The 24,017-nt window shown below is 37.7% G+C and carries 21 protein-coding genes; 17 read left to right on the top strand and 4 right to left on the bottom strand.

Translation table 11 applies throughout. The features are described from left to right. The first annotated feature begins 143 nt into the window (after positions 1-143). Positions 144-1,112 carry a KpsF/GutQ family sugar-phosphate isomerase gene (locus LVD17_RS06085; RefSeq protein ID WP_233765434.1) on the top strand — a complete coding sequence of 323 codons (969 nt, stop codon included), beginning with the start codon at positions 144-146 and terminating at the stop codon, positions 1,110-1,112. Between the two features lie 21 nt (positions 1,113-1,133). Continuing rightward, positions 1,134-2,204: a mannose-1-phosphate guanylyltransferase gene (locus LVD17_RS06080; RefSeq protein WP_233765433.1), complete on the top strand. Its 1,071-nt coding sequence runs from the start codon at positions 1,134-1,136 to the stop codon at positions 2,202-2,204. A gap of 21 nt (positions 2,205-2,225) precedes the next feature. On the opposite strand, the gene rlmB is transcribed toward LVD17_RS06080, so the two are convergent. Both rlmB and LVD17_RS06070 read right to left on the bottom strand, forming a co-directional pair. Next, complete coding sequence (gene rlmB / locus LVD17_RS06075) at positions 2,226-2,966, bottom strand: 23S rRNA (guanosine(2251)-2'-O)-methyltransferase RlmB (protein ID WP_233765432.1); 741 nt, start codon at positions 2,964-2,966, stop codon at positions 2,226-2,228. Positions 2,967-2,982: 16 nt separating this feature from the next. Then, on the bottom strand, positions 2,983-4,164 hold the full coding sequence (locus tag LVD17_RS06070) for a GWxTD domain-containing protein (RefSeq protein ID WP_233765431.1): 1,182 nt from the start codon (positions 4,162-4,164) through the stop codon (positions 2,983-2,985). A gap of 109 nt (positions 4,165-4,273) precedes the next feature. On the opposite strand from LVD17_RS06070, the gene LVD17_RS06065 reads away from it, so the two are divergent. Next, a complete protein-coding gene (locus LVD17_RS06065; protein WP_233765430.1) occupies positions 4,274-5,047 on the top strand; it encodes a class I SAM-dependent methyltransferase in 774 nt (257 codons plus the stop codon). A 237-nt stretch (positions 5,048-5,284) separates the two neighbouring features. Here the strand turns inward: LVD17_RS06065 and LVD17_RS06060 are convergent, their stop codons facing one another. Further along, complete coding sequence (locus tag LVD17_RS06060; RefSeq protein WP_233765429.1) at positions 5,285-8,245, bottom strand: glycosyltransferase family 117 protein; 2,961 nt, start codon at positions 8,243-8,245, stop codon at positions 5,285-5,287. A 146-nt stretch (positions 8,246-8,391) separates the two neighbouring features. Continuing rightward, positions 8,392-9,066 (bottom strand): sulfate ABC transporter permease, encoded by a 675-nt coding sequence (locus LVD17_RS06055; RefSeq protein ID WP_233765428.1) that lies wholly within the window; start codon positions 9,064-9,066, stop codon positions 8,392-8,394. A gap of 128 nt (positions 9,067-9,194) precedes the next feature. Here LVD17_RS06055 and LVD17_RS06050 point away from each other — a divergent pair, with 128 nt between their 5' ends. From LVD17_RS06050 to LVD17_RS05985, 14 genes are all read left to right on the top strand, one after another. Further along, positions 9,195-10,376 (top strand): tetratricopeptide repeat protein, encoded by a 1,182-nt coding sequence (locus LVD17_RS06050; RefSeq protein ID WP_233765427.1) that lies wholly within the window; start codon positions 9,195-9,197, stop codon positions 10,374-10,376. Positions 10,377-10,397: 21 nt separating this feature from the next. Further along, a complete protein-coding gene (locus LVD17_RS06045; RefSeq protein ID WP_233765426.1) occupies positions 10,398-11,702 on the top strand; it encodes a hypothetical protein in 1,305 nt (434 codons plus the stop codon). Positions 11,703-11,708: 6 nt separating this feature from the next. Beyond that, complete coding sequence (locus tag LVD17_RS06040) at positions 11,709-13,127, top strand: lipopolysaccharide biosynthesis protein (RefSeq protein WP_233765424.1); 1,419 nt, start codon at positions 11,709-11,711, stop codon at positions 13,125-13,127. Next, positions 13,124-14,014: a hypothetical protein gene (locus LVD17_RS06035; protein ID WP_233765422.1), complete on the top strand. Its 891-nt coding sequence runs from the start codon at positions 13,124-13,126 to the stop codon at positions 14,012-14,014. The genes LVD17_RS06040 and LVD17_RS06035 overlap by 4 nt, the downstream gene beginning before the upstream one ends. 2 nt (positions 14,015-14,016) lie before the next feature. Next, a complete protein-coding gene (gene rfbF / locus LVD17_RS06030; RefSeq protein WP_233765421.1) occupies positions 14,017-14,796 on the top strand; it encodes a glucose-1-phosphate cytidylyltransferase in 780 nt (259 codons plus the stop codon). Beyond that, entirely contained in the window at positions 14,787-15,851 is a 1,065-nt protein-coding gene (rfbG, locus tag LVD17_RS06025; RefSeq protein WP_233765420.1) for a CDP-glucose 4,6-dehydratase, read from the top strand. Before rfbF ends, rfbG begins: the two co-directional genes overlap by 10 nt. A gap of 24 nt (positions 15,852-15,875) precedes the next feature. Further along, a complete protein-coding gene (locus LVD17_RS06020; RefSeq protein ID WP_233765418.1) occupies positions 15,876-17,102 on the top strand; it encodes a class I SAM-dependent methyltransferase in 1,227 nt (408 codons plus the stop codon). A 5-nt stretch (positions 17,103-17,107) separates the two neighbouring features. Further along, positions 17,108-17,974, top strand: coding sequence for an NAD-dependent epimerase/dehydratase family protein (locus LVD17_RS06015; protein WP_233765417.1), 867 nt, complete (start codon positions 17,108-17,110; stop codon positions 17,972-17,974). 124 nt (positions 17,975-18,098) lie between these two features. Next, a complete protein-coding gene (locus tag LVD17_RS06010; RefSeq protein WP_233765416.1) occupies positions 18,099-18,803 on the top strand; it encodes an FkbM family methyltransferase in 705 nt (234 codons plus the stop codon). 1 nt (position 18,804) lies between these two features. Continuing rightward, a complete protein-coding gene (locus LVD17_RS06005) occupies positions 18,805-19,770 on the top strand; it encodes a glycosyltransferase family 2 protein (protein WP_233765415.1) in 966 nt (321 codons plus the stop codon). Then, positions 19,767-20,864 (top strand): glycosyltransferase family 4 protein, encoded by a 1,098-nt coding sequence (locus LVD17_RS06000; protein WP_233765414.1) that lies wholly within the window; start codon positions 19,767-19,769, stop codon positions 20,862-20,864. Before LVD17_RS06005 ends, LVD17_RS06000 begins: the two co-directional genes overlap by 4 nt. Before the next feature lie 6 nt (positions 20,865-20,870). Beyond that, on the top strand, positions 20,871-21,806 hold the full coding sequence (locus tag LVD17_RS05995) for a glycosyltransferase family 2 protein (protein WP_233765413.1): 936 nt from the start codon (positions 20,871-20,873) through the stop codon (positions 21,804-21,806). After that, positions 21,782-22,876: a glycosyltransferase family 4 protein gene (locus LVD17_RS05990; RefSeq protein ID WP_306415984.1), complete on the top strand. Its 1,095-nt coding sequence runs from the start codon at positions 21,782-21,784 to the stop codon at positions 22,874-22,876. The genes LVD17_RS05995 and LVD17_RS05990 overlap by 25 nt, the downstream gene beginning before the upstream one ends. Then, a complete protein-coding gene (locus LVD17_RS05985; protein ID WP_233765411.1) occupies positions 22,873-23,994 on the top strand; it encodes a glycosyltransferase family 4 protein in 1,122 nt (373 codons plus the stop codon). The genes LVD17_RS05990 and LVD17_RS05985 overlap by 4 nt, the downstream gene beginning before the upstream one ends. The last annotated feature ends 23 nt before the right edge of the window (positions 23,995-24,017 follow it).

Below are 24,017 nucleotides of genomic sequence, written 5' to 3'. Positions count from 1 at the left end.
TTAAAATTCACCATTAATGTAAAATATTTAAAACCGCCTGATGCATGCCCATTCATCTTACCGGGTGGAGCGGTGGCCGTGGGCATTTCACCATGATTTGATTATCTTTGTGGCGTTTCATATACCACTAATGCAAAAGGACGTTGAAGATAGCAAAAAATATTAACAATATCGCCAAAAAAGTGCTTCAAAATGAGGCAGATGCGCTAAAAAACCTAATAAATTTTATTGATCAGGATTTTGAAGCCTGTGTACAGGAAATATACAATTCCCAAGGTCGTGTAGTGATCACCGGAATTGGTAAAAGTGCCATAATTGCCAACAAAATTGTGGCCACCCTAAACTCAACGGGTACCCCTTCTCTATTTATGCATGCGGCTGATGCAATACATGGTGATTTAGGTATGATCCAGAAGGATGATATTGTAATTTGTATCTCGAAAAGTGGTAATACTCCGGAGATCAAAGTTTTAGTACCACTGCTCAAGCGTACAGGGTCAAAGTTAGTAGCACTTGTCAGCAATGTAGATTCTTACCTGGCGCAACAGTCAGACTTTGTGCTTAATGCCACCATAGCAGAAGAGGCATGCCCCAATAACCTGGCACCAACCACAAGCACTACCGCACACATGGCCCTGGGAGATGCTCTTGCTGTATGTTTGCTGGAGCTTAGGGATTTTTCAAGTGAGGATTTTGCTAAATTTCATCCAGGGGGCTCGTTGGGTAAACAGCTCTATTTAAAAGTAGATGATATTTATCCAAATAATGAATTACCAATTGTTTATGAAAACACTTCGTTAAGGGAAGTTATTATTGTAATTTCATCAAAACGGTTAGGCGCAGCGGCTGTTGTAGACAGGGAGCATCGCTTGCTGGGGATAGTAACGGATGGAGATTTAAGAAGGTGTATGCAGAAAAATATGGACCTGGAGGCGTTTAGAGCCGGAGAGATTATGTCGAAAGGTCCGAAAACGGTTAATAAGGGAGACTTTGCTGTTAAAGCACTAAACATAATGCAGCAAAATAGTATTAGTCAGGTAATTGTACTTCATAACGACAAGGTTGTTGGGTTCGTGCATATTCACGATCTGTTGAAGGAAGGTATAATATAAATTGTCACTTAAGCTTTAATAATGAAAAACAACTATGTAGTGATCATGGCTGGAGGCATAGGGAGTAGATTCTGGCCCTATAGCAGAAACAACCAGCCAAAGCAGTTTCTGGATATACTTGGAACAGGACGCTCACTATTACAGATGACTTACGACAGGTTTTTACCTATTGTTGATAAAGAAAATATTTATGTAGTAACCAATAATGATTACGCTGCTCTGGTTAAAGAGCAGCTGCCGGAGTTGACAGAGCATCAGATACTTAAAGAGCCTCTGAGGAGAAATACAGCGCCTTGTATTGCTTATGCCTCATATAAAATAGCGAAAAAGAACCCTGAGGCAATTATAACTGTAGCGCCATCTGACCATATTATTTTTCATGAGGATAAATTTTATAACGTCTTAAAGACAGCCATAGCGGCTGCCAGCGGACAAAATAAGTTGCTGACTATAGGATTAAAGCCCAACAGACCTGAGACTGGCTATGGCTACATTCAGTTTTTGGAGTCTAAAGAAAAAGTTAACCGGGTCAAGACTTTCACAGAGAAACCGGAGAGAGATCTTGCTCAGAAATTCTTGGAGAGTGGTGATTTTGTATGGAATTCCGGCATTTTTGTGTGGGGAGTCCAGGCAATCATCCGTGCTTTTGAAGAGTGCCTGCCTGAGATAGCTGAGACCTTTGCTGATATTCAGAAAGCGCTGTATAGTGAGAGGGAGCCGCGTGCCGTGGATGATGCGTACTCTCAGTGTGGGAATATCTCAATTGACTATGGAGTAATGGAGAAGGCAGATAATGTATATGTCGTGCTTGGCGATTTTGGCTGGTCAGACCTTGGCTCATGGAACTCACTTCATGAACTCTCGGAGAAAAATGGAGATTGTAATGTGATCCAGGGGAATGCCATAACTTACGATACCAAAAACAGTATGATCCATGGGCCAAAAGATAAACTCATCATTGTTCAGGGACTGGAGGGTTACCTGGTTGCTGAGTGCGGAAATGTTACCCTGATCTGCAAAAAAGATGAAGAAGCAAAGTTCAGAGACTTTGTAGCTGATGTGAGAGATAAAAAGGGCAAAGAATTTTTGTAAGCGGAGAAGTAGCAGAGGGCTTTAAAACCTCTGCCTTATGGCTTCATAAATGGTTATGGCAGCAGATACCGAAACATTAAGGCTGTCAATTTTACCTTTCATAGGGATACGTCCGCGCAAGTCGGTCAGTTTGAGATACTCCGGAGAGATACCATCTTCTTCGGAGCCAAGTAGTATGGCCACCGGCTGTTTAAAGTTGATGTCATAGACTGATGTATCTGTTTTCTCAGTACAGGCTATGATCTGAATTCCACTTTCTTTGAGAAAGGTTATGGTGTTTTTGAGGTTGTCTACCCGGCATACCGGAATATAATTTAGAGCTCCTGCAGAAGTTTTCATCGCATCACTGTTAATGGCCGCACTGCCCCTGCTGGGAATAATAATGCCGTCCAGTCCTGCACACTCTGCCGTACGGGCTATGGCTCCAAAGTTCCGGACATCGGTTACCCTGTCCAATATGATAAAGAAAGGCTCACGGCCCTCCTGATAAGCCTGATCAATGATATTGTCCAGGGATGCATACCTAACAGCAGAAATGAATGCGATTGCACCCTGGTGGTTTTTTCTGGTCAGGCGATTGAGCTTTTCAATAGGCACCTGCGAAATGGGTACATTATGATCCCTGGCTACTTTAAGCAACTCCTTTATGAGGTCATTGTTTAACTCTTTTTGAATGAGTAGCTTATCGATTTCTTTGCCTGAATTGATGCTTTCAATGATGGCCCTTATTCCAAATATTAAATCCTTCTGATTCTCTTTCAATGTAATTTTTTTAGACTTAAAACCTCCCTTTTCTCCACAAGTCTATCGCCCTGTACCATGAACTCGTATAGCTCTTATCTCTTACCAATACAAAGTGCGATGAAGAAAAAACACTTGCTGTCCTGATGAAGTTGAATTTTAATTTGGGTAAATCCGGAGAAGCCAGATAGAGCCAGGTTTCCTCGCCATTACTTTTTGTAACTTCGTCAGGCGGCCCAAAGATAATATAAATCAAGCCCATATCTGTTTTCCAACCTTCTTTATATGAGGTGAACAGGCGATTTGCGCTTTCAACCCTGTCAAAATAGTTCTTTATTATTGACTTTGCTCTGTCTGGTGATTTGGTTAGGTCCAGCCAAAACTTATCAAAGGCTTTTTTGTCACCATTGATATTTTGCAGTTGCATATTTTCCTCTTTGGTAGTAATGTAGATTAATGGTTCGACCAGATCCTCAAGCTTCGCCAGCTTGGGGTAATACTTGTTTTCGACCCTTATACCTTTACCCTGCTGACTAGACGAGTCTTTTTGAAACAGGAAAAGCCCATGTTTAATAAACGTTAACTTTTGACCACTGGCTACCACAAAGGAGGAATCAATAGGCATGGCTTTGGCAGGAGTTTCTTCTCTGATCGGCATAGGAGGGAGTGCGGGAGGGAAGATATGGTTATAGTAGTAACCATATACCTGGGTACTGTTGTTGAAATGATAAGTACCGGGTGCAACCCATGAAGTAAACTGGATTCTGTCATTACTGTTCCATATAGCTAGTGTGTGGTCAGTGACAGTAAAATCATAGAAATAAGTAAAGCCACTGAATTTACTTTGTACCCTGATAGCACCCAAATTAAGCAGTGCTGAATTAGATATGGAAAACCTGATAGTATGTTGATTTTTTATCTGACCTATATAAGTGCTGTCTATTTTGTCTGTGGCTATTTGCTGTAAATCTGCGGTATAGGCAGTGGTGGTGAAGAAATCAAAGGTATAATCTTTTAACAAGGGCTTACTCTGATTAATTATAAGTCCTATGAAGATGAAAGTAGAGTCACTGTCGGTTATAACTTCGTGCTTTAAATCTATTTCAGAATCAGGATTATATTGGTGGGCGAGGTTGCTGCTGTTTAAGGTAGTTTGTGCGTTTATAAAGGTCCCGTAAGGAGTGAAAGCCAAAATAAAGAAATATCGTAAGAGCTTCATGATTTGTTGGTTTTATTGGAGGAAGTTACTGGATTTGTGTCATAAAATAAAAAACGAATAACAGGTAATTTCTTTATATTTCAAGTAATTTTGCTCAAAAAACTGCGAAATGAGTGTTTATACTACTGAAATTGCTTCTGACAAAATTGCTTCTGACAACCCGATCCATCAGCGACTGCTCAAGGCTTATTACCTGGCTGAAGACTTCGTAAAAGGTGATCTGTTGGAGATCGGTTGTGGTGAAGGCCGTGGTATATCACTTTTAAAAGACAAGAGTACGTCTTATACAGCTATCGACAAGATTGCGAGTGTGCTGGAGGCCTTGAAGGAAAAGTATAATGATGTTACTTTCATTCAGGACAATATACCTCCGTTCGGCAAAGTGGAAAGCAATAGCTATGATGTTATCATCAGCTTTCAGGTAATTGAGCATATCAAAAAAGACAGGCAGTTTTTAGAAGAGATTTATCGTGTGCTTAAGCCGGGTGGTAAGGCTCTCCTCACTACACCCAATATTAAAATGACACTCACCCGAAACCCCTGGCATATCAGGGAATATACAGCTGATCAACTAGAGAGTCTTGCCAAAGAAATATTCCCTAAAGTAGAGATGAAGGGAGTGAGTGGTAATGAAAAGGTGATGGAGTACTATGAAATGAACAAAAAGAGTGTCCGGAAAATAACGCGTTTTGACATTTTTAACTTGCAGTACAGGCTACCGGCTTCATTGCTAAGGATACCTTATGACCTGCTCAATCGCATGAATAGAAATAAACTGAAAGACAGTAACGATAGCCTCGTTAATGACATCCATCACTCTGACTACCTTCTGTCTGACGATGCCGATAAAGCTTTGGACTTGTTTCTTATCGTTGAAAAATAAGAGGGCAATAGAAAAGTTAGACCAATCACTCCCAGCTTATAGCATTCACCTCTCCTCCTGAGAGAATTTTCCGTGAGAGCTTGATGTAGCATGATATTCTTCGAGCAACCTTGCTATTCTTGTGGTTAAATCCAGATAGCCGGGAGTTATTAGGTTAATAATTTTATTTAGGTCTAATAGAAAAAAAGCCCCTGCAATGAGATGATTGCAGGGGCCTTTTGTTTGGTGCCTGTCTGTTTACATACGGCCTCTGAATAACTGCATATCAGCAACTATCCTTTGGTAGGCTTCTTCATATTTTTTAGCGAGGTCCTCCTGTCCATTCTCATAGAGCGTTCTTTGCAGCTCCGCCAGCACGATCAGGTTTCTTTGCAGCTCAAAACCAAGGTCCTTATTCTCTCTGGCCAGATACTCAACCATTTCAACCGCACGATCGCCAAGTACCTGGGCAATTTCAACCGCTTTTTCATTTTCACCTAAAGCAAATAGCAAGGCAATAGTTCGGGCAGCAGTATAATCATAAGGCACAGCCTCATCAGGCATTTTTTCCAGACTGAACATGAGCGCTTTTCGAGCTCTTTCTTTATCTCCCTTATCCATTAAAGCAGTTGCCAGGGTGTTGAAGCTTGTGCGGTGGTTAAGCACAAAGTTTCTGTAATCCTGGTTGTAGTAAACATTTGGATTGTCCAGCTCCCTGTAATGGAAGTTATTCATAAGGTTGTCGTACATAACCTCGGTATTTACAAAATCCTTTTTAGGGTCAGGATTTAGGATAGGTAGTATCCTGTAAGCATTACCTTCCTGTATTGCATATCTGCTAAGGTCAAAATTGATCTGTTGCATGGAGGTATTGTTGAGGTAAATTGGTCTTTCCCAATTAGCAGAAGCCAGTACATCAAGGATGGCCAGGTCTTTCTTTTCAAGGGCATTCTTCCCGCGTTTAAGGCTAAATACCATTTGATCTACCAACAGACTATCCATGCCTTCAGGGATAATACCCAGGTTTCTCACTTTGTTCTTATCAATATTGATCGTAAAGGTCCTACTGGGTACCACATTAGTTGACCCATATTTCTGTCTAAGTCTCTTGTCTTCTTTTTTCACAAGTTGCAGGAATTGTTTCACGTCTATGCTATTCAACTTATAATCTTCATAAGGCAGATAATCATTTAGACCGTTTTGCTTATAATTTTCATAAGTAAGCGTATAAGGAAATGTTTCCGATTCATAAACGGGTCTCATGCTTTGTTTTATGTACCAATCCGTATTGTAGTAGCTTAGTACAACCACCCGGGCATCCGTTCTGAAACCTTCAACTTCCTGTACATACCATAGGGGGAAGGTGTCATTATCGCCTCCCGTATATAAAATTGCATTTTCAGCGGTTGATGCAAGGAAGTTTTTTGCCGAATCAACAGAGAAATACCTGTTGTCGCGATCATGATCATTCCAGCCTTCAGCAGCCATCAGTGCTGGCCCAGTAAGACAAAGCACGGTTGAGAAAATTGCAGCGGACTTACGTGCAGAATATTTTGCCAGTAAATCTCCTAAGGCTAAAACAGAAAAACCTATCCAAATGGCAAATGCGTAATAAGACCCCACATAGATATAATCTCTTTCCCTGGGCTCTATCGGAGGAGAGTTCAGGTATAATATCAGTGCAATTCCTGTTAAAAAGAACAGCATGGCAACAAATGCAAAGTCCTTTTTATTCTTTTGATACTGATAAAGCAGTCCGACAATACCAAGGAGCAGAGGGATCATAAAAAAGTTGTTTCTCCCTTTATTCTCAGCTATTTCTTCAGGAACATCTTCAAAGGCATCCAACGGACTGAGCCAGCCGGCATCCTGAATGTCACTTTCTCTACCGGCAAAGTTCCACATAAAGTAACGCATATACATCCAGCCCATCTGGTGTTTAAGCATAAATGTAACATTGTCGACAATGTTTGGCTTTTCACCCTCGCTCAAACCTGTAACTTCCATATAGCGCTCAATATGGCGAGGGTCATTACTATACATTCTTGGGAAGAGTGTTAAATGGTTAGGATCATACTTGTACGCTACATTTCTGTCAGCTATTTCGTACTCATCTTCACCTTTGACATATACAGGTTCTCCTTCCTCTGAGTCTACTACTCTCGCGGTATAGTACTGGCCATAAAGAAGTGGTCTGCTTCCATATTGCTCCCTTTTGAGGTATTTTACGAATGACATTACGTCTTCAGGGTTGTTTTCATCAATAGGAGGATTGAAGTTGGACCTGATCACTACGATAGCATAGGAAGAGTATCCGATAAGAATGAAGGTAAGTGCCAACAAAGAGGTGTTAAGCAGTACTTTTTGCTGTTTGATTGAATATTGAATACCTATAATTAAACCTGTGATGATGAGTGCTCCAAAGAAGATTGCTCCAGAACCAAATGGCAGGCCGAGGTTATTGACAAAGAATATTTCGAATGTTCCTGCAATAGAGGGCAGGCCGGGAATGATGATATTGTTGATTAATATGATCAGGAAGCCACTAATACCCAAGGCAGCTACAATTCCCCAAGGAGTTGGCTTATATTTTTTGAAATAATAAATAAGCGCAAGTGCCGGAATAGTAACCAGATTAAGCAAGTGGACACCTATGGACAATCCCATCATATAGGCAATAAGAATCAACCATCGGTTAGCGCGGTTTTCATCTTCCATAAGCTCCCATTTCAGAATAGCCCAAACCACAAAAGCAGTAAAGAAGGAAGACATGGCATATACTTCAGCTTCTACCGCAGAAAACCAGAACGAATCTGAAAAAGTATAGGCTAAAGCACCCACGGCACTGGCTCCAATGACCATTAAAATGTTGCCATCACTCATTTCAGAAGTATCTTTTATCTTAAGTATCTTTCTTGAAAGCATGGATATGGTCCAGAACAAGAATAAAATAGTAAAACCACTACTGATTACACTCACCACGTTGATCCAGAAAGCTACCTGGGTAACATCCCCAAATGAGAAAAAGGAAAATATCCTGCCTATGAGAAGAAATAGTGGTGCGCCAGGAGGGTGTGGCACCATCAGTTTGTAAGATACAGCAATAAATTCACCGGCATCCCAATAACTGGCCGTGCGTTCTACAGTAATAAGATAAACAAGTGTAGAGATAGCAAAAACTACCCATCCACCTATATTATTAACTCTTTTAAAATCCATTGGAGCTTATGTTATTATATTTAGAATGGCGAAAATAACGAACTATGTACAATTAACAATGCATATTGTACATTAACCCAAGGTTGGAACTTGCTGAAGGTGGTGTTTATTGTGTAAATATTAATGTTGTTACGTGTGCAGCCCGATTATTTATAAACGAGCAGGTAAAATCCCAGCCACAACAGGAAGAACAGAACGTATGAGCAAAATACTATAGCGCCGGCAATGTTTTTCTCTTTTTTTGCCTTATGGTGTACGCCCTCAACTAAGACGAACCAATAGATTATTTCAAAAATATTCAAGGCCTTTAAAGGATAAAACCAGCGACTATCAATTTCATATGGATCGGCCAGATGCATTAAAGAAAAGGGATAGAAGGCACGTATTTCAAACAGGTTGGGATCCATGTCGATAAATAGAAACCAAATGATCTTCAACATTTCCGGGATCAGGAATACCGCCTCTGCAATTACTGCAACTTGCCATATCTGGCCATAGGTAATTTTGTAACCAAACATGAAGCTACCTACCCAGATAATGAAGCTGATAATGGTAAACTTAAACAAGTAAATAAGCGGAATACTTAAATATTGCAAAGCGTTGATAGCATGAAATACACCCATTTCACCTCTCGATTCAAGTACCTCAAAAGCCGCAGTCTGGTCTTCAATAAAAGTCTTTTTTACGACCAGTAAAAACAATGTGGCAAGACAAAGCACAAGGAAAAACACCCATTTATTGATATCAAATATGGAGGAGTCATCTGTATTTTCTATGGCATGCATATAGGTGAATGTGGTGTTTTTATTTGATAGGGCCAAATTAGCTAAACAAACTGATTTTTTCGTGTCCGTCCAGAACGAAAGAAGACCATTTATCTGTTCATAGGAATGATTGTTGGAGAGGACAAGGCTAGAAATAAATAATAATTTATCTTTAACCGATAATTATGAAGAGGATTGTAATCATACTGATTTGTTCATTGGGCTTTACTATAGCATTTGCTCAAAGCAACGATGCTGCCGATGATAATAAGCCAATTATTCTTATATCGGATATGCAATTGCAGATTGATGTCAATCAGGCAATGAACGATCTGTATAACTTTAAGTTTAACAAAGCAGAGAAGCAGTTCAGGTGGCTAAAACAAAAATACGGCTGGCATCCCCTGCCATACTTTCTACTGGGTTTGAGTGAATGGTGGAAGATCATGCCAAATGTAAGCAACACGGAGCATGACGAAAAATTTTTGGCCTATATGGATACAGTGATTTATATATCAGAAAGACTCCATGAGATGCCGCGTCATGAAGTTGAAGCCTCATTCTTTTTGGCTGCGGCATATGGATTTAAGGGGAGGCTTTATTCCAGTGAAGAGCGGAAGAATTGGACCAAATCTGCTTTTGCAGGGAAAAATGCACTCAAATATATGCAGGAAAGCCAGGGGATGCACGATCTAAGTCCTGAGTTGTTATTCGGGGATGCATTATACAACTACTTTTCTGTTTGGGTGCCGGAGAATTATCCTTTGCTTAAGCCAGTTCTGGCATTTTTTCCCAAAGGAGATAAGGAGCTTGGTATAAAGCAACTGCAGGAAGTTTCCTATAATGCCTTTTATACCAGAACCGAAGCTATGGTATTCCTGATGCGAATAATGGGTAGCTATGAAAATAATAAAAGCAGGGCACTACAAATAGGAGAGTATCTCCATCAAACCTATCCGGATAATCCCTATTTTCATAGGTATTATGCGCGTTTGCTATATACCTCAGGCAAGTTTAGTGCCACCAAGCCTGTTGCAGAGGCTATACTCACCAGAATTGATAATGGTATGATTGGCTATGAAGCGACGAGTGGCCGATATGCTGCCTTCTTCTTGGGGCAGATTCATGAAAGTAGAAAAGAGTACCAGGAAGCCAAGAAGTACTATTTAAAAGCCAAGGAGTTTTCAGAGCTGATTAACGCCACTGACACCGGCTATTATCTCTACTCACTGCTATCCTTGGGAGAAATCTACCAGCAGGAAGGAAATGAAAAAGAAGCCAAAAAATACCTGAAACTGGTTAAAAAACATGCCAAGCGCAGCGATGATGTACATGAAAAAGCCAGGGATCGGCTGCGGGAGTTTTAAAATTCGTACCTTGCCATTTAGATGGAACTAAAAGATTTTGTAGTCACCCCAATTGTACTCTTCATTGTATATATCCTCGCCTACATCGTCAGGCCTAAAGTTACGGATCATAATACAAGAAGGTATTTTATTCCTGCATTGACTGTGAAGATCATAGGGGCTATTGCATTAGGACTAATCTATCAGTTTTATTATGGTTTTGGGGATACTTTTTGGTATCACACCTATGGTAGCCAAATTATATGGAAGGTATTTTGGGAGAATCCGATAGATGCTTTAAGGATTATTTTTGGGGATAATGTTTTTGTTCCTGACCTGTATGTGTATACAAGCAGAATTCGGTACTTTGAAGATGCTGATACATTTTTTATTGTAAGACTTGCTGCTATTTTTGATATTTTCACCTTTGGGAGCTATGCTGCTACCTCGGTGTTATTTGCTGTAGCAGGTTTCACGGGTTTATGGGCGATGTATCAGGTCTTTTATTATCGATTTGCCAATCTTTATAATTACCTAGCTCTTTCAATATTATTTGTTCCTTCTGTAGTTTTTTGGGGCTCGGGTATATTAAAGGATACTATTACAATTTCTGCGCTGGGATGGCTTTTATACGCTTTTGATAAGCTTATAATATTAAAACGAGGAAAGCCCCTCCTTTTAATAATAGTAAGCATTATCGCCATCTATCTGTTGTTCGTAGTTAAAAAATACATTCTTTTTACTTTTGTGCCCTCTGCAATGGCATGGCTCTATGTTTCCAGAATAAAAAAGTTGTCGAATGTGTTTATTAAAATTCTAATAGCACCGGTTTTACTAGCATTGGTAATTCTAATAGCGGTTTTCTCAATAAATAAAATAGGAGAGCATGATGAAAAATATGCTATTGACAATTTAGCTAAAACGGCACAAATTACAGCTTATGATATCGCGTATCAAACGGGTAAGGATGCAGGTTCTACTTATACCCTTGGAGAGCTTGACGGAACCTATATAAGTTTATTTAAATTGTTTCCCCAGGCCATAAACGTTACTCTTTTTAGGCCCTATATTTGGGAAGTACGCAATCCATTTATGCTTCTTGCCAGTGTTGAATCCACAATTATCTTGTTTTTGACTATAACGGTTATTTTTAAGAGATATTGGATTGGGATAATAAATCAAAAGATTGATACAATTGTATTATTTAGTATAATTTTCTCTGTTTCATTTGCTTTCGCTGTAGGTGTTTCCACTTTTAATTTTGGTACTTTAATGAGATACAAAATCCCTCTTATGCCTTTTTACCTATCAAGTTTGGTAGTTTTGATCAAAAGTCATAATAAGTAAACTTTAATGTGGAATAGTGTTTTTTGGTACTTGAGCGGCAAATTATTCACGCAGGGCTTTGGCTTGGTGGTCTCTGTTATACTTGCTCGATTAATACTCCCCGACGAATTTGGCATTATAGCCATGGTGCTGGTCATCATAGCTATGTCTCAAGTTTTTTTAGATTTTGGCTTTGGTGCAGGTCTGATACAGAAGGAGAATGTCGATGAAGATACGTACAGTTCTGTGTTTTGGTTCAATATATTCATGGCATCTGTATTGACCGTTATATTGTTTATCCTATCGCCATTTGTTAGCGAGTTTTATGGGCAGTCCAGATTGACATTAATAACAAAAGCCTTGTCCTCACTTTTTTTTGTTGGAAGCCTTGGATTGATGCAGTCGGTGATACTGACCAAAGCTATGAATTTTAAGGTTCAGTCAATTGCCACAACAATTGCAACAGTGTTATCAGGGATAATTGCTATAGTTCTTGCCCTGAGAGGTTTAGAAGTATGGGCTTTGGTATTTCAGCAAATACTTCTTAAAGTATTTAATGTGATCATCCTCTGGTTGCTTGTGCCATGGAAACCAAAATGGTGCTTTAAGATCTCTCATTTGAATGAGATATGGTCTTTTAGCTCTTATAAGTTTACAACTCAAATATTACAAAGTATACTTAGTAAACTTGATTCTATTATCATTGGAAAATTATTTGTTCCATCCGTATTGGGGTTTTATAGTAGATCAAGAAACCTTGCGGATCTTATTAAATCATACACTTCCGAATCGTTCAGTAAGGTGTATTTCCCATATGTAAGTAATAATCAGGGAGACATTGCCAAATTAAAAGAAACATACTACCTAGGGTTTAAAATAGTAGCAATTGTATCAATTGGTCTGAGTGCATTGTTTTACTCAATTGCTGATGAGTTGATCGTTATTTTATTCTCTGATATTTGGCTGAAAAGTGCGTATTATTTTTCGTTTATGATTATTGCCGACAGTTTTACTAAGCCATTAGGTCAGATGAATTTGACTATGCTGGTCGGTCTTGGACATGCAAATGTTGAACTCAAGTTGCTTCTTATGAAAAGAACCATATGGGTATTAGCATTAATAACTCTTTGGTATTTAGGGATTGAGGTGTTTTTGTATGCCATAATCATACATTCTTTTATTGCTTATTTAATAGATTCATACTTTGTGTCGAAGTATTTGCCAATTAGTCTTACCTTTGTTTACTTTTTTCTTATAAAGTGTTTGGCAATAGCTGTAGTCAGCATTCTGCTTTCGCAATGGATTGATTTTGAGGCATCTATTATATTGAATGCTGTACTGAAATCCGCAATTGTTTTGACTTGTTTTTTAATTGGGATGTATTTTGTCTCTCGTGAATCCATATACCTTATATATAACAAAATCATTAAATATAAAGCGTCTTGAGTCATCAGATAATTCATATCGGTATTGACAAAACAGGGTCTACCTTTTTGCAAGATCAAGTATTCCCTTTGGTGGAAAAGTATAAGTATTATTCTCCAGGCTTTACTAAGGATCATGTTGCCTTTAGGAAAATAACAGGTCAGGATGGGTCACTTTATTCTCATAAGGATATAAGAGAAGATCTGAATGAATTGGTTAATTCGAATGCACTAATAAGCGATGCAAGTCTTAGTGGAAGAGCTATATATAGACATGTTAACAGGTCTTTAGTAGCTCAAAGGCTTAGTGATTTATTTCCCAATGCTACCATATTGCTTTTTATACGGGGACAGGAGAAGGCATTGCACTCAATATACAATCAATATGTGAAGGGAAGTAGAAGGGGAACACTGTCAATGAATGAGTATTTTATCACCAACTATAATGGTGATTATGATAATTACTATGTTGATGAGAAGTTTCATGTCGAATTACTCAAATTCTCCCACTTAATAGCTCTATATAAAACTTTGTTTAAGAGGGTTGAAGTATTTCTTTATGAGGATGTGAAAAATAATAAGGGGGAGGTACTTAATCGGTTAGAAAACATTCTTGATCAGCGGTTTACTGATGAACAAAGAGAAAGAATACTAGGTTCCTCCAAAGTTAACCCTAGCATTGATACTTCAATGATTTATAAAAGAAGAGTGGTTAATAGCCTTGAGCGAATACCTATGAATGGGGTATTGTGGTCTATTGCCAGAGCATTTTTAAGAAGGCTCGCTTTTAATAGTTCATCGGAGGAGCTTCCTGTTAAAAACGACTATTTTAAAGAAGACAATAAAAAAATTATCGAATTATATCCCGAAATTGGTTTAATGAGATATCCCGAAGATTATAAAATTTGAGTATGAAAACAGTCATTTTCGCAGGTGGGTTGGGGTCAAGAATTTCAGAGGAATCACATTTGAAGCCCAAGCCAATGATAGAGATAGGGGGAAGACCAATGCTATGGCATATTATGAAAATCTATCAAAAGTATGGTTTCAATGAGTTTATCGTTTGCTTAGGATATAAAGGGTATATAATAAAGGAATACTTTATGAATTATTTCCTTCATAACTCAGATGTTACTATAAACCTGGCAAACCAGGAGATGGAAATTCATAAGAGTCCTAAAGAAGATATAAAAGTAACATTGGTTGAGACGGGCTTAGATACACAAACTGCAGGACGCCTAAAATTGGTTCAGCAATATATAGGGCAGAATGAAGATTTTATGCTTACCTATGGAGATGGAGTTACAGATCTGAATATAAATGAACTGGTTGAGTACCATAAAAATCATGGGAAACTAGCAACCGTAACTGCAGTTCAACCCCCAGGAAGGTTTGGGGCTATTGCCACTCAGGAGGATGGCAGTGTTAGTAAATTCATAGAAAAGCCGACGGAAGGTGCCGAATGGATAAATGGAGGTTTCTTTGTTTTAAGTTCCAAAATATTTAATTACCTAGAGGGCGATATGAAAAATGTTCCTTGGGAGCAGGAACCTATGAAAGGATTACAAAAGGATAATCAATTGGTAGCCTTTAAACACAGAGGGTTTTGGAAGTGCATGGATACATTGAGGGATAAGAACGAACTGGAAAAATTATGGATAAGCCAAAAGCCTTGGAAAGTATGGAGTTAATAAAACCTTATAAAGGTAAGCGAGTATTAATAACAGGGCATACAGGGTTTAAAGGAAGTTGGTTAACAGTAGTTTTTAATCACCTGGGATCTGAGGTACTGGGCTATGCTTTACCAGCCTCCCAAGATAGCTTGTTCGATGAAATTAATGGGGATCAGTTATGTACCTCGGTGTATGGAGATATTCTGGATAAGGGAAAGTTAAAAAAAACAATTGCTGATTTTAAACCTGATTACGTATTTCACATGGCGGCCCAGTCGCTAGTGATAGATTCTTATACAAATCCACTTTATACCTTCGAGGTTAATGCTATAGGAACAGCAAACCTCTTAATGTCGTTAACAGAGTTATCAGACAAGTGCTCTACGGTAATAATAACCACAGATAAAGTTTACGAAAATAATAACTACGAAAAAGCCTTTACCGAGCAAGAGCCTTTAGGAGGATATGATCCGTATAGTGCCAGTAAAGCGTGTGCTGAAATTGTTACCAGTTCGCTTAGAAATAGTTTTTTTAAAGATCAAAATAATAAACAAGCGATAGCTTCGGCCAGAGCAGGTAATGTGATTGGAGGTGGAGATTGGTCGGAAAACAGACTTTTGCCAGACATTATAAGGTCATTGAGGAATCATGAGCCTGTAAAAATCAGAAATCCTTATTCTGTAAGGCCATGGCAGCATGTTTTGGACCCTTTAATTGGCTATATGAAGCTTGCACTGGCTCTGGACTCAGAAGAACAGCGATTTTGTGGAGCTTACAACTTTGGTCCTTCACATGAAAACGTTTACACTGTAAGCGACATTGCAAAAATAGCATTGGATGCTTGGGGAGAGGGAAAGATTGAAATAGATTCATCAGAAGATAAGAAATATGAGGCTGCCTATCTAAACTTAGATAGCTCAAAAGCAACAAATGATCTTGGCTGGAAGCCTGTATTGGATGTGAAAGAGTCAGTGTTATGGACGGTAGAATGGTATAAAAAACATGTAAATGATAAGCAAGGAGCCCTGGAATTCACCAAGGGTCAAATAGAAAACTTTCTGAAAATAGTCTGATCTGTAAAACTTATATATCTTAAAATGAACAAGTGCCGATTTTGTGGTCATCCTTTGAACTTCAAATTTATTGATTTACAACATAGTCCGGTATCCAATGCATTTATTCCAATGGAGAGATGTAAGGCAGCTGAAGTAACTTACCCTTTAAATGTGAATGTTTGTGATAGTTGCTTTCTGGTCCAAACCGAGGATTATCAAACTTCATCGGAGTTATTTACCAGTGATTATCCATATTTTTCGTCGTTTTCGAAATCCTGGCTTCAGCATTCGTCAGATTATGTTGATATGATGATAGAAAGGTTTGAAATTGATTCGAGTTCATATGTTGTTGAAGTAGCTTCTAATGATGGATATCTTTTGCAGTTTTTCAAACAGCAAGGGGTAAAGGTTTGTGGAATAGAGCCCACTCAGAGCACGGCGGATGTTGCAATATCCAAAGGCATTGAAACCGTTGTTGATTTCTTTGGCGAAGATTTGGCAGCACGCCACTTTGCTGATAAGAAAGCTGACCTAATCATTGGTAATAATGTGCTTGCCCATGTACCAGATATTAATGACTTTGTAGGTGGGGTTAAGATTGGTCTAGCACTTGATGGTATTTGTACTTTTGAATTTCCCCACCTCGTTGAACTTATAGCTAATAATCAATTTGACACCATATATCACGAGCATTTCTCATATTTTTCATTCCAAACGGTATATAAGATATTTGATACGCATGGTTTGACTGTATTTGATGTTCAAAAGCTAAAAACTCATGGCGGGTCCCTTAGAGTGTTTCTAAAACATAAAGGAGATGAAAATCGCATGGTGACATCCCAGGTTAATGACTTATTGAATGAGGAAAAGCAACTAGGGGTGTTAAACCGTGACTATTATAAGAACTTTGAGCAAAAGGCATTTACTGTCAAACTTGAACTTCTGGAATTTTTAATATCGGCAAAAAAAGCAAATAAAAAAGTTGCAGCCTATGGAGCGGCAGCTAAGGGGAACACGCTACTTAACTATTGCGGAGTTAAGGGTGACTTGATTGATTACTGTTGCGATGCGAATATCCATAAACAAGGTATGTTTATGCCGGGAAGTCACATTTCAATTATGAGTCCTGATTATATCAAAGAGGATAAACCTGATTACATTCTTATTTTACCATGGAATTTGAAAGATGAAATTACCTCTGACTTGTCGTATATCAGAGATTGGGGAGGGCACTTTATTGTAGCTATTCCGAAGTTGACAATTATATAAGTCTGATGCGAGTCTTAGTAACAGGAGCAAAGGGGTTTATAGGACGTTATGTTGTAGAGGCTTTTTCAAAACATTGGCCTAATTCTAAAATTTTTGCAGGTTGTAGGTCAGAATCATGTGAGGATTTTTTGCATTTAAGTAATGTTAAAACTGTTTATCATAACCTCTGGAATGAAGACCATAGTATTACATTTCAACGCAATTATGACATTATAGTCCATTTATCCTGGCCAAGTATACATCGGTATAATGACCCTTGTCATGTTAATGAGGTACTCCCTGCTCAGAAAAGATTTATTGATCAAGCTTTAAGATTTACTTCCAACCTCACTATTTCAGGTACCTGTTTTGAGTATGGTCTTATTGACGGCGCATTGATTGAAGATATTGAAGCCAATCCTGTAACTCAATATGGAATAGCCAAAAATGAACTAAGAAAGTATGTATTCGATTCTGCGCCAGAGAATACTTGGCTTAAGTGGTTGAGGATATTTTATGTTTATGGGCAAGGTCAAAGTACAAAATCTCTTATTCCTCAACTTGAAAATGCTATAGCAAGCAATGAGGAAAGTTTCAATATGTCAGGAGGGCAACAAGTAAGAGACTATCTTCTGGTTAATGAGTTAGCCGAAATAATAGTGAAGGTTGCAAAAAGAGAAAAAATAAAAGGGATTTTCAATTGTTCTTCTAATAAACCGGTTGTGTTGGAGGCATTCGTGAAAAAATTCATAACTAACAATTACCCGGATTCTAAAATAAATTTGAACTTAGGCTTTTACCCATATAATGATCTTGAGCCTTTTGCTTTTTGGGGTGATAATTCTAAACTTATTTCATTATTGAATGACGACTATAATACTCCGACTTTTTAGAAAGCTTGGTATACTGAAATACTTATCTATTTCGGTACCAAGAAATACTGACAAGATAAAAATAAGAATTCCGGTTTTGGCAGGACAGGGTATTGAGCACTTCGTTGAAAAAAAGGAAACCTGGATGACTGATATTTTGAGTGTGTTTTTGGCTTCACATCAAAAAAAACTTGTTTTTTTTGATGTGGGGGTTAATATAGGACAGACACTGTTAAAGCTAAAAATGCTACAACCAGACTCAATATATGTAGGGTTTGAGCCTAATCCTACCTGTGTCCACTATTTATATCAGTTGACCAGAGTTAATTCGTTTGGTGATGTAGATATTATACCGGTGGCTTTGGGCGAAGCCTCTCAATTGGCAGAACTAAATCTTTATCACGATACAGATATAGATAGTACTGCCTCTATTATTAAAGAGTTTAGAGATCAGAAAAAGATCAAAAAGACAACCTATGTTTCTGTCTTGAAACTGCCTGATAATTTTAATAAGGTGCCTGATATTATTAAAATTGATGTTGAAGGAGCGGAGCTTGAAGTCTTAAAAAGTTTATATTTTACTATTGAGAAAAATAGACCTTTGGTGATTATTGAAATACTTCCTCCCAGAGACATTCAGGATGAGTTCAGAGTGTCAAGAAACAAACAAGTTTTTGATATATTCGAATCATTAAATTATAGTGTTTTTATAATAAATAAGAAGGGTAAGGGATTTGGATCGCTTGACCCTGTGAAAGATGAGTTTCATGGAGACGGGCATTGGGCAGACTTTATGGCCTTTCCGGTAGAAAATAAGAATAACTTACAAAAGATATTTAATCAAAATTAGCGTGTCGGTATCACCCCATATTATTGATATTTTAATACCCACTTTTAATAGAGCTGAATTTCTACGTAGGAATATTAACTACTTAATTAATGAGATTGAATCAAATAAAATCAATAAGCAGGTAAGGATTATTATTTCTGATAACTGTTCGGATGATAATACTCAAAGTACAGTAGAGCAGTTGGTGGTCAGACATCCTGACATAAATTTGATTTATAACAGAAATGTAAAAAACATTGGTCTGGAAGCCAATATGGTCAAACTTCTTGAACTGGCCAGTGCTCCATATGTTTTATGGACGGGGGATGATGACTTTCTTGATAAAGGTTACGTAAAGTTCTGTATTGATGAAATCGAAAATAATGATGAGCTAGGCGTGATCGTTACCGGGATATTGAAGGAGTATGAGGATGGTAAAAAAGTTAAGATAAGGGAACCTGGTTTTGAAAGAAAATTGTTGGACCCTGGGTATGAAACAATACTTAAGTACTCGTATTTAGGGCATCAGTTGTCAGGCTTACTGTTCAAAAGAGAAGGTCTGGTAGAGAATTATTTGCATTTCAATGAATATAGAAATATATACCCATTTATCTTTTTCTTAACAGATAGAATGTGTCAGTTTCAAACTTTGTACATTCCCAGATTTAGAACAACAATACCCGTGTTTAATAGAAAGTATTGGGAATACAATGAACTTGGATTGCTGGATGAGGTTTTTAAAGCTTATTACCCCTTTATTGGTAAATTTGGCGAAGCTAAAGTAGGGAGTTTAATCATTCAGTTCTTAAGGCAACAATCAGCCTATCGTTTGGGTATAAGTTATTTAAAGCCAATTAAGCTGTTAAAACAATACAGAACCCTAATAAAAAAACTTGAATTTACAAGCTGGACAACTTCAATGGGTATTTTTATAGTACTAATGAAGGAATATTTGCTTTCATTAAAAAGGTTTGGCAATAGTTCATGAGAGTTTTAGCCATAGACCCGGAACCATCGTCTTTTAGAGGAGGTCAGGAGAAAAGCTTATTTGATATTCTTGTAGGCTTAAAGGGTAGGGGGCATGACATCATTTTGGCCTATGTTACCCCTGGCGATTACCTTGATCAATATGAGGAACATGGCGTAAGGACTATTCAGATACATACTACCAAAAATGAAGGATTTCAGTTGAAATCTTTTTATAGGCTGTTCTTATCTACATTAAAACTCCGGAGCTTAGCAAAAGCAGATGTTATTTATATAAATGAAATTGTTGATTTGCCAATTGCCGCTTTATTAACCTTGATGAGGCCCTCATTAAGGTTAGTTTGTCATTTTAGATTGCCACCCCCTGAGATACCACTATTTAAAAACAGAAAAAACGTAATTGGTATTGCAATCGGGCAAGTAAATCAGTTCATAGTTGCCAATAATAATATGCTAAATGCATATATAGGGGCAGGTATTCCAAAAGAAAAGTTATCCGTTATCCCAAATTGTTTTTTGATGGATAAACTGAAGTTTAGGAAATCAGAAAAAAACGATGGGTTAAAAGTGATCGGTTTTTTAGGGAGACTGGCAGAGCCCAAAGGGTTACATCATTTGATAGATGCATTAGCTATTCTCAATGAGGGACCAAAATACCATTTGTTAGTCGGAGGCATGCCAAAAAGGAAGGAACACTTTGAATATGAACGGCATATAAAAGAAAAAATAGATAAACTAGGGTTGAATGGAAAAGTGGAGTTTGTTGGTCATGTAAGCAATACTGCTAGCTTTTTTTCAAGAATAAACTTACTGGTGTTTCCTTCCATTGTCAACGAATCATTTGGGAGGGTTATGGTTGAATCGATTATGGCAGATACACCCGTGATCGCCAGAAAAGTTGGAGCAACATCTGAGATTTTAGATGATCCGGAAGAGAAATGGATTTTTTCAACTACTCAGGAACTTGTGGATAAAATTAAATATTATTTTGAAGTTCCAGGTTCATATAATTTGAATAACAAACAGATATTTATGGAAGAAAATTTTTCAATATCAAAGGTTCTTCCAAAAATAGAGACGGTCCTAAAGAAATAAATATTTATGGAATTGGTGTCAGTCATAATGCCGGCATATAATGCCGCTCCTTATATTGGAGTTGCTATTGAAAGTATAATAAGTCAGACTCACAGTAATTGGGAGCTGTTAATTGCAGATGATGGGTCAACAGACAATACCAGGGAAATTATTGAAAAATATGATGACGACAGGATCAGGCTTTATCATAATAATAACAATCAAGGAAATCTGAAGACAGTAAATAGGCTCTTTGCAATGACCTCGGGTGACTATATTGCTATACAGGATGCCGATGATTGGTGCGATGCTTCGAAGTTGGAAGTACAACTTCAAGCCTTTAGGGATCATAGGGGAATAGATGTTTGTGGCACTCAGTCAGTAAAATTGGATAATGAGGGTAAAGTACTAAAAAGGTCTGATTTTCCATTGACACATGAAGGAATCACTAAATTTATCCCTGAGGATTATACATTTACCAGCGCATCTGTAATGATAAGAAGAAACGTATACCTTGAGATTGGTGGTTTCAATGAATATTTTGATCGACGGGGAGGTGCGGACTGGTATTGGATGTTGTTAATATTGGAGAGGTTCAAAATGTTAAACGTTTCTCAGCACCTTTATTTTTATAGGTATAATCCAGCTTCTATAACTAACTCAAAACCGTCTAACTCTCTTAATTATACGGTAGGTAGAGTAATTGCTTTTTTGTACCACCAAAGAAAAAAGTATGGTAATGATGGTATAAGTGGAGGTGACAATTCTCTGAAAAGGCAACTTGAGGAATTTGAGAATAAGCTTACCAGATTGTACATCATGGACCCTTTGCTTTTGGAAAGAGAATACTTGGTTAGGTTATGTACGCAAGGGCACTACTATAAAGGAGGTATTTCCTTAATCAGTAATTTTTTGAGAGGTCCACTTTTATTTTTTAAATGGTTATTAAACAAACTAAAATGAAGATCACCCATCTTGTGTATGCAGGTTTGGGAGGGCATACCAATGTGTTCTTCACTCTGTTAGGGGCAGACAGAAATTCTTACTTTGAGTATAGCGTAATATTCTACGGAATAGAGGAACCCAACGCAGATGTTACAAATAAGTTGATCGTTAAGAATATATCCTTTACTTATGTTAGAAAGAACCCTGGAATGGATTGGCTTTTCTGGCCAAAAGTTTTTAAAGTCTTACAGCGAGAAAAACCCAATGTGGTGTTTCTACATTCGAGCTATAATGTAATTCCGACGTTGCTTTATAGACTGTTTTATAAAGCCAAGGTTGTTGTTAGAGAAACTCAGGCCAATCATTTGAAAACCAGACTGGAAAAATACTTACTGGGCATTTCGTTAATGTTTGCTGATAATGTCGTGTTTTTAACAGATTTGTATCAAAGTCAAATAAAGGATAAATACAATTGGCTATTTGATGGCAAGAAAGTTACCGTTATCCCAAATGGTCTTGACCTTGATTTTTTCAAGCCTTCCCCAAAAGTTGAAAATCCAACATTTAGTATTGGCATGTTAAGCAGGATTGTGCCAATTAAAGACCATGAAACACTTATAAGAGCATTGGCCCACCTGGATAGTGAAGATTTAGTGTTAAAGATTGCAGGGGAGGGAGAATCCATAGAAAAGTTACAGGCTTTGGTTAAGAACCTTGGCGTTGAAAAACAGGTAATCTTTCTGGGGCGCTTGTCCGAAGATAAAATACCAACATTCTTAAATGAATTGGATATTTATGTGCATGCTACTTTTGGAGAAACTATGAGTACGGCTATTATGCAGGCTCAGGCTTGTGGGCTGCCGATCATAGCATCTGATGTAATTGGGGTCAATAATTTGATCACTTCTGGAAAAAATGGAATTTTAGTGGACTGCCGTAATGTTGAACAAATGGCTCAATCCATTATGTTACTGAAAGAAGATTCAAAACTTAGAAAATCTTTGGGATATGAGTCTGAGCAATACGCAAAAGAATTATTATCCTGTGATATAATGTTTGAAAGCTATCGTAAGTTATTTGCAGAATGAATGTCCTCCATGTACAGAAAGTGGCCGGCTTTTCCGGGTCAGAAAAGCATATCGTAAGCCTCATAAAGCTTCTTAGATTAAGAGGGAGTAATAGTCGATTTTTAGCAATAATTCACAAAAATGATCTAGTGAAAAGCAAGTTGTTTCTTGACATCCTCAAAAAGGAAGGCATAGAAGTAATTATTATAAAATATAATATTTTAACCTTATTCAATATTGGCCATCATCTGTTAAAGTATAAGTACGATATTGTTCATACACATTTGCTACATGCAGATTTTATAATGGTATGGCAAAAAATATTTTTACCTCGATCATTTAAATGGATATCAACCAAGCATGGTTATGAAGAGCGCTTCATAGAGAAGCACGGCTTTAATTACAAAAAACTAACCCCTAATATTTATTACTTAGTTTGCTGGTTTTGTGAGAGGTTTATAAACCGTTCCATAGCTGTGTCAGATGGAATAAGAGATCTTTTTGTTAAAGGAGGAATAAGCAGGAGTAGTAAAATAAAAACTATCCATCATGGATTTGATGAACATACATCTGTTAAGTCCGAAGTAATCTCAGCACGCAATAAGTACTTTAAAAAACAAATTATAATTGTAGGGAGACTAGTCCCTTACAAGGGACATAAATATGCTATTAAGGCTTTTAAAAAGGTTTTGGATAGTGTGCCTGATGTGGGACTTTTAATAGTAGGCGACGGTTTGATGAGATCGGAATTAGAGAAAATCACCGAAAATTTAGAGTTGGCAGATAAGGTGATGTTTCTAGGTTTTAGGAAAGATGTTAAACAGTTACTGCGTATGTCTGATCTGTTTATGGTTCCATCAATTTCAGAAGGGTTTGGACTCGTTATTTTAGAGGCGTTTAACGAAGATGTACCCGTTATAGCCTTTAATGTGCCAGCTTGTAATGAGATTATTGAAAGTGGTGTAAATGGAGTCTTGATAGAACCTTTTGATATTGAAAAGTTTGCAAAAGAAACGGTTAGAATGCTTCAATACAGTGATTATACAAAGCAAATAGTTGAAAATGCCAGGAAAAGTATTGGTGTTAAGTTTAGTCTTGATAATATGGCAGACAGAGTGGTGGAGGTCTACAATAGTTAGAGTTGTACATCTGATACCTAAAT

Origin of the sequence: Fulvivirga ulvae, from assembly GCF_021389975.1 — a bacterium.
Taxonomy (GTDB): Bacteria; Bacteroidota; Bacteroidia; order Cytophagales; family Cyclobacteriaceae; genus Fulvivirga; species Fulvivirga ulvae.
This window is presented reverse-complemented; position numbering and strand designations above follow the sequence as displayed.